Origin of the sequence: Paracoccus nototheniae (genome assembly GCF_004335005.1) — a bacterium.
Taxonomy (GTDB): domain Bacteria; phylum Pseudomonadota; class Alphaproteobacteria; order Rhodobacterales; family Rhodobacteraceae; genus Paracoccus; species Paracoccus nototheniae.
This window is the reverse complement of sequence record NZ_RQRT01000119.1, coordinates 1-6,628: the sequence shown is the minus strand read 5'-3', so window position 1 is coordinate 6,628 and position 6,628 is coordinate 1. Positions and strand designations below refer to the sequence as shown.

General features: G+C 65.3%; 5 protein-coding genes and 1 tRNA gene. 4 read left to right on the top strand and 2 right to left on the bottom strand.

All coding sequences use genetic code 11. The features are described from left to right. The 4 genes from EG885_RS22900 to EG885_RS21390 all read left to right on the top strand — a co-directional run. Positions 1-358 (top strand): hypothetical protein (locus EG885_RS22900; RefSeq protein ID WP_165571260.1); only part of this gene is annotated, 358 nt, incomplete at its 5' end. Positions 359-362: 4 nt separating this feature from the next. Next, on the top strand, positions 363-2,246 hold the full coding sequence (locus EG885_RS21400) for a pyrroloquinoline quinone-dependent dehydrogenase (protein WP_131578715.1): 1,884 nt from the start codon (positions 363-365) through the stop codon (positions 2,244-2,246). Positions 2,247-2,309: 63 nt separating this feature from the next. Continuing rightward, positions 2,310-2,385 (top strand) — tRNA-Ala (locus EG885_RS21395). A 188-nt stretch (positions 2,386-2,573) separates the two neighbouring features. Then, positions 2,574-4,217 (top strand): BCCT family transporter, encoded by a 1,644-nt coding sequence (locus EG885_RS21390; RefSeq protein WP_131578713.1) that lies wholly within the window; start codon positions 2,574-2,576, stop codon positions 4,215-4,217. A 58-nt stretch (positions 4,218-4,275) separates the two neighbouring features. On the opposite strand, the gene EG885_RS21385 is transcribed toward EG885_RS21390, so the two are convergent. Both EG885_RS21385 and EG885_RS21380 read right to left on the bottom strand, forming a co-directional pair. Continuing rightward, on the bottom strand, positions 4,276-5,130 hold the full coding sequence (locus EG885_RS21385) for a universal stress protein (protein WP_131578719.1): 855 nt from the start codon (positions 5,128-5,130) through the stop codon (positions 4,276-4,278). A gap of 40 nt (positions 5,131-5,170) precedes the next feature. Continuing rightward, positions 5,171-6,529, bottom strand: a complete 1,359-nt coding sequence (locus EG885_RS21380; protein ID WP_131578711.1) for a mechanosensitive ion channel family protein — start codon at positions 6,527-6,529, stop codon at positions 5,171-5,173. Positions 6,530-6,628: the final 99 nt, after the last annotated feature.

The window sequence follows — 6,628 nt, the reverse complement described above, 5'->3', positions numbered from 1 at the left end:
CCGCCATGCCCAGAATGGCCAGCCCCGCGCCCGCGAGGAACTGGTCGCCAATCTGATGGCCCTGCCCGCCATCATCGGTCTTGTTCTGGCCGTGCTGGCGTTTTTCAATCGCGGTTCCGGCATTTCGGGGACGCCCGGCGCGGGGCTGGCCATTCTGGGCATGGCGGCGCTGGTGTTGGCCGCGATCCTTGTCGGGCGCCTGTCGCCGGGCAAGCTGCGCACCTTTGTCACCGTCATGATCCTGATCGGTGGGCTGCTGACGCTGATCTGCGTATGGTTCCTGATGCAGGGCTGGCTGATGCTGACCATCGCCCTGACGCTGGCCCTGTGGCTGATCTTCATTCTGGTCGCGAGGTAAGCCGATGACCCTGTTCCGCATTCTTCCCGCCCTTGTCCTTTGCGCGCCCGCAGCCCATGCCCAGCAGACCGACTGGACCCATTTCCACGGCAATGCGATGTCGCAGAAATTCAGCGCCTCGACCCAGATCACACCCGAGAATGTCGGCGATCTTGAAAAGGCGTGGGAGATCCATACCGGCGACGTGTCCGACGGCTCGGGCGAGATGGTCGGCACCGTCTGGTCGGCAACCCCCGTTCTGGCCAATGACCTTTTGTATATCGGCACGCCCTTTTACCGCATCATGGCCGTGCAGCCCGATACCGGCGAGGTGGTCTGGACCTATGAACCAGAAGACACCGCGCTGGAGCCCCTGACCCAGCCCGAGTTAAAAAATCGCGGCGTCACCTATTGGGAAGGCGAGGGCGACGGCCCCTGCGCACGGCGCGTCTATATCGGCACGATGGATGCCCAGCTGCATGCGGTCGATGCCGATACCGGCGCGCTCTGCGCCGATTTCGGGGATGCGGGCATTCTGGACGTGAACCAGTGGAACAAGCCCGATGCCAATTTTCCACTGTCGCAGCTGCAGCCGCCCACCGTGTTCCGCGACAAGCTGCTGCTGGGTTGGGCGGGCAAGGACTGGCACGATGCGGCCAATCCGCTCGGCTCGGTCTTTGCGGTCGATGCGCGGACCGGTGCGCTGGACTGGACATTTCATTCGATCCCCGAGGATTATGACGGGCTGACCGGCACCGCGAACGTCTGGACCGCCATGTCGGTGGATGAGGAAAACGGCCTGGCCTATCTGCCCGTCTCCAGCCCCAGTGCGGATTTCTATGGCGGCACCCGATTGGACGAGATCCCGCTGGCCACATCCGTCACCGCCCTGAACGGCGACACGGGAGAGGTCGTCTGGTCCCGCCAGCTGGTCAAGCATGACATCTGGGATTACGACACCGTATCCGCCCCCACCCTGATCGACATTCCCGGCGATGGCGGCGCGGTCCCGGCCTTGGTCCAGCCTACCAAGATGGGCTATGCCTTCGTTCTGAACCGCCTGACCGGAGAGCCGGTCTTCCCGATCGATGATCGCCCCTTCCCCGCCTCGGATGCCGAGGGCGAGGTGGCATCAAGCACCCAGCCCATCCCCACCCTGCCCGCCTCGCCTTTGGGCGATGACTGGGGCGGGGTCTTCGGTTTGGCCGATATCGCGTCCTTTGGCTATTGCTCGCGCAAATTCGATGAATTGCGGTATGAGGGGCGGTACACGCCGCCCAGTCTGGAAGGCTCGCTGGCCTATCCGGCCACGGCGGGCGGGTTTCAATGGGGCGGCGGCGCAGTCGATCCCGAAACCGGCATCCTGTACATCAACAGCTCGCGCGTCGCGCAGATCTATCAACTGATCGAGCGCGCCGAATACGAGACCATGGCCGAAGGCGGCAGCGAGGCCGAAGGTGGCCTGTTCCCGATGACCGGCACGCCCTATGGCTTCAGCCTGACCAACTTTCTCAACCCGCTCGGCATGCCCTGCTGGAAACCGCCCTATGGGCTGATGTCTGCCATCGATCTGAAAACCGGCGAGACGCTGTGGGAACGGCCCTTCGGTCAGGTCCAGCAATGGGGCTTTTACATGCCCGAAAGCTGGGGCTCGCCCACCATCGGCGGGCCGGTCGTGACCGCCTCGGGGCTGATCTTCATCGGCGCCTCGATGGATGCACGGGTCCGCGCGCTGGACGCAGCCACCGGCGACGTGCTGTGGAAGGCCCAGGTCGAGGCGCCCGCCGTCTCCATCCCGGCTGTCTATGACTTCAAGGGCCGCCAATACGTGGTCTTTGCCGTTGGCGGCAATTCGATCATCAAGCCCCAGGTCGCCGATCAGCTTGTGGCCTTTGCCCTGCCCGAGTGACCTTTTCCCGGACCGCGCGGCGCCTCTTGACAAGCCGCACGGTCCGGGCAACCTAACGCCGATGGGGTCGTAGCTCAGTTGGTAGAGCGCGTCGTTCGCAATGACGAGGTCAGGGGTTCGATTCCCCTCGGCTCCACCAAAAATCCCACATTCCCCGATGTCACCGGTCGATGCCGAGCCGCCAGAACGGCATCGACCGGTCCACGGGCCGCAGCCCTTTGTGACCGCGCAAGCGACAGGGGGACCGCGACGGGGGTGCGGCATTTTTCGGGAACGATCTGCCTTGTCGTTGATTGACCCCGACAAATCACAAAAACGGGGCAGGATATGGACAGGTTGGCGCGGCGTTTGGGTCTGCGGGTCGATCCGACGATTTTCTTTGTTTCGGCCGGGCTCAGTCTGGTCTTCGTGCTGCTGCTGGTGGTCCTGCCCGGACCAATCGGCGGGGCCTTTGCCGCCGGGCGGGCGTGGATCGTCACCAATCTGGGCTGGTTCTTCATTCTGACGGTCAATGTCTGGCTGGGCTTTCTGATCTATGCGGCCATGTCGCGGCATGGGCATATCCGGCTTGGGCCGCGCAATTCGCGCCCCGAATACACCAACCTGTCGTGGTTCACGATGCTGTTCGCGGGCGGCATCGGGACGGTCCTGATGTTCTGGGGCGTGGCCGAGCCGATCAGCCATTACCAGTCCCCGCCCTTGCCGGGGGTCGAGCCGTTCACGCTGCAGGCGGCACAGGACGCGATCTCGATCTCGCTCTATCATCTGGCGCTGCACACCTGGACGATCTTTGCGCTGCCGGGTCTGGCCTTCGCCTATTTCATCAACCGTTATGACCTGCCGGTGCGGGTCAGTTCGGTCTTTTATCCGCTGCTGCGCGAGGGGATTCACGGTCCCGTCGGCAAGGCCATCGACATCGTGTCGGTGCTTGGCACCCTGTTCGGCGTGGCCGTGTCTTTGGGGCTGGGATCGTCGCAGGTGGCGGCGGGGCTGTCGGATCTGTTCGGCTGGACCGATGACACCGCCCTGCGTCTGACGATCCTGGGCAGCCTGACGATCGTGGCGACGATTTCGATCGTGGCGGGGTTGGACAAGGGGGTGAAGTTCCTGTCGAACCTGAACATCGGCATGGCCGTGGGGCTGATGCTGTTCGTTCTGGTCACCGGCTCGACGCTGTTCCTGCTGCGCGGCATCGTCGAGACGATGGGCCTCTATCTGTCCAACCTGCCGCGCCTGGCGTTCTGGAACGACATGCTGCATGGCGAGGGGATGGCCACCGGCGATTGGGGATGGCAGGGCGACTGGACCGTCTTTTACTGGGCATGGACGGTGACATGGTCACCCTTCATCGGACTGTTCGTGGCGCGCATCTCGCGCGGGCGTACGGTGCGGGAATTCGTCTTTGGTGTGCTGCTGGCGCCGTCGCTGTTCACGGTCATCTGGTTTGCGATCTTTGGCTGGCAGGCGATGCAGATGGACGGGCTGGGACAGGCGGCACGCGCCGCGATGGGACCGGCGGCGGGCACGATCAGCTCGGCGGTGACCGAATCCGTGCCGCTCGCGATGTTCGCGTTCTTTGCCGAACTGCCCTGGGCGCCGCTGATGCAGGGGCTGGCGGTGCTGGTCGTGGCGATCTTTTTCGCCACCTCGTCGGATTCGGCGTCGCTGGTGGTGGACATGCTGTGCACAGGCACGGCCGAGCCGGGTCCGGTGCGTCAGCGGGTTTTCTGGGGTCTGGCCGAGGGGCTGATCGCCGCCACCCTGATCCTGCTGGCAGGCGAGGCCGGGCTGACCGCGCTGCAACAGGTCATCACGGTCGTGGGGCTGCCGGTCTTTCTGCTGGTCTCGATGATGATCCCGGCCCTGATCCGGGGATTTGCGGCAGAGGATATCGAACATATCACCATCGGCAAACGCCCGGCGCTGAGCGAGTTCGAACCATCCCTGCCCGACGACCACGCCCCCCGATAAACAGGCGCCGCCCGTCTCCGCCAGACCGGACATGGGCGGCCCGGCTGACCGGGTCGGGTCAGCGGACCATCAGCACCGGGATCCGGACGGCCTGCACCATCGCGGTGGTGGTCGATCCGATGATCAGGCGCCGGATGCGGCTGTGGCCATAGGCGCCCATGACCAGCAGATCGATCCCTTCGGCGGCGATCAGCGATGGCAGCACATCCTCGGGCTCGCCCGGGACGATGCGGGTGTCGGCGGGCAGCCCGGCGACCTCAAGCGCATGGGCGGCCTGGTTCAGCCGGGCCTGCATGGCCGCGCCCCCATCGCCCGCGTAAATCAGCGTGATCGCCAGCCCCTCGAAAACCGGGCTTTTCGCCATGCGATCGACCGCCCGCATCGCCGAGGCGCTTCCGTCAAAGGCGACCATCACCCGCGAGACCGGCTGGAATGTGCGCGAGGCCACAAAGACCGGCACCTGTGACGCACGCACGATGCGTTCAAGGTTCGACCCAAGATGGCCGGTCGCAAAATCCGCCCCCTCGCCGCGCTTGCCGATGACGATGGCGCGCATGTCCGGTTCGACCGCCTGCACCGCCTCCAGCAGGTCGCCCTTGCGCAGATGGGTCGTGATGGCCGTCGCGCCATCGGCCTCCAGGATCGCCTGCGCATCCTCAAGAATCGCGCGGCCTCGCGCCTGCGCCAGACGTGCGCGGCTTTCGTCCGCCGCCGCCAGGTCCGTCAGCAGGGCAGAGCGGGCGCCAAGCGTCAGCGCGCCTGACAGGTTCTGCGCGCTGCCCGTTTCGCGCCGCCCCAGAACATGCATCACCTCTACCGCCGCGTTCAGGCGGCCCGCGATCCACGCGCTGTGGTGACAGACGCTTTCCGAATAGGCCGAGGCGTCCACCAGTGCCAGTATCCTGTCGGTCATCATCATCCTCGCTTTCTGTGTCATCGGCTGCCCCCGACCATCAGTCCCGCAAGGGGTCAGCGGTGGGCCGTTCGGGGGCATGTCCGGGGGGCCGGTCGATCAGGCGAACCTCGCGCTGCGGAAAGGGGATGGTGACGCCATGGGCCTTGAAGCTGTCCCACAGGGCCAGAAACACCTTGCCGCGGATATTGGTCAACCCGCCCGTCGGATCGCGGATCCAGAACCGCAGAACATAATCGACGCTGGAATCGCCAAAGCCGGTGATATGACAAACCGGGGGGCGGGCGGACAGGACGCGGTCATCGGTCAGCGCGGCCTCGGTCGCGATGCGGCGCACCAGATGCGGATCGTCGCCGTAGGACGTGCCGAAGGTGATATCCAGCCGCACAAATTCATCCGAATGGGACCAGTTGACCACCTGCCCGGTGATCAGATCCTCGTTCGGGATCAGGTATTCGCGCCCGTCGCGGGTCGAGATCGAGGCATAGCGCGCCCCAAGCTGGTTGATCCAGCCAAACGTCTCGCCGATCGAGATGACGTCGCCGGGCTTGATCGACTTGTCCATCAGGATGATCACCCCCGACACAAGGTTCGACACGACCTTTTGCAGGCCAAAGCCGATGCCCAGACCGATCGCGCCCGACAGAAAGGCAAGCCCCGTCAGATCGACGCCGATGGCGCGCAGACCGATGATGAAGGCGGTCAGGAACAGCACCGTCTGCAGCAGCTTGACCACCAGCACCCGCATCGACGGCGTCAGATCCTCGCTGGCCGCGATCCGCGCCGACAGCCAGCGCGAGGCGAATTTCGCGACCATGAAAAAGATCGCCAGCGTGGCGACCAGCTGCACCACCATCAGGACCGAGATCCGGATCTCTCCCATCTCGATGGCCATGCGGTCCAGCAGCCGGGCCACATTGTCGGTCATGTCCAGAACCCGCAGCGTGACCCAGATCAGCGCGCCCCACCGCACCGCCTTGCGCAGCAGCGGGTTCAGGATCAGCCGCGTGGTGAACACGATGATCAGCCAGGCCAGCGCCAGATTGGACAACAGGACCAGCAGATAGGACCGGCTTGGCCATGTCACCTCTTGCATCACCACGACCGCCAGCCAGATCAGGACGACGAACAGGATCGCGCGCAGCCGGCGGTGGACCACCACCAGCAGGCGCATCCGCCACATCGGCCAACCCTCGCGCGATTGCATCCAGCCGCGCAGCCGGGGCCCCAGCACCGCGCGCAGGCCGTGTGCCAGCCCGAACAGTGCCAGCGCGATGGCCAGCTGGTACAGGGTCCATGGTCGCAGCAGATGGGCCGTCAGGGCATCGGCCTGCTGCACAAGATAGCGGCCCAAGACGGCCAGTTCGGCGGCCAGCGTCTGGTCTGTCTGTGGCTCCATCCCCGTCCCCGCCATGGCGCCTGTCGCGACCATGGGGTCAGACTGGCGCAGTTGGCCCGGTCAGGCAAGCGGCCCGACGGCCGCCCCCCCGATCCAGAC